Annotated in this window: 1 protein-coding gene; it reads right to left on the reverse strand. The window is 50.4% G+C overall.

What is annotated here, in order from left to right; translation table 11 throughout:
• Positions 1–550: Holliday junction branch migration DNA helicase RuvB (gene ruvB, locus ACS8FC_RS20110; RefSeq protein ID WP_439298085.1), on the reverse strand; the 550-nt coding region annotated here is incomplete at both ends.

A 550-nucleotide genomic window follows, 5' to 3' on the forward strand; every position in this document is an offset into this window, starting at 1 on the left:
GCTGCCACGGCTTCCACCCCAGCAGGACCACCATCGAAGCGCTCGTTTAATATCTCTATATAGCGTCTGTCTAGGTGATCAAGTCCTCGTCTATCCACTGCCAACATATCTAGCGCACTGCCTGCAATCGCACCATTGATGCTGCCATCGCCTTTTACCTCAGCATAATCGCGCACACGGCGTAGCAACCGATTGGCAATCCTTGGTGTACCGCGGGCACGGCGAGCAATTTCAATCGCACCATCCTCACTCATTGGTACACGCATCAGACGTGCTGCCCGGCTCACAATCGTTGTGAGATCAGCAATATTATAAAACTCAAGACGCTGTACGATACCAAAACGATCACGCAACGGTGAGGTCAATAGCCCAGCTCTCGTGGTTGCTGCAACCAATGTAAAAGGAGGTAGATCAAGCTTGATAGAACGCGCAGCAGGCCCCTCACCAATCATAATATCCAGCTGAAAATCTTCCATCGCTGGATAGAGTATCTCTTCAATGACCGAGCTCAAACGGTGGATCTCATCAATAAATAATACGTCACCCGCCT

It is taken from the genome of Psychrobacter sp. 1Y4 (genome assembly GCF_051847555.1).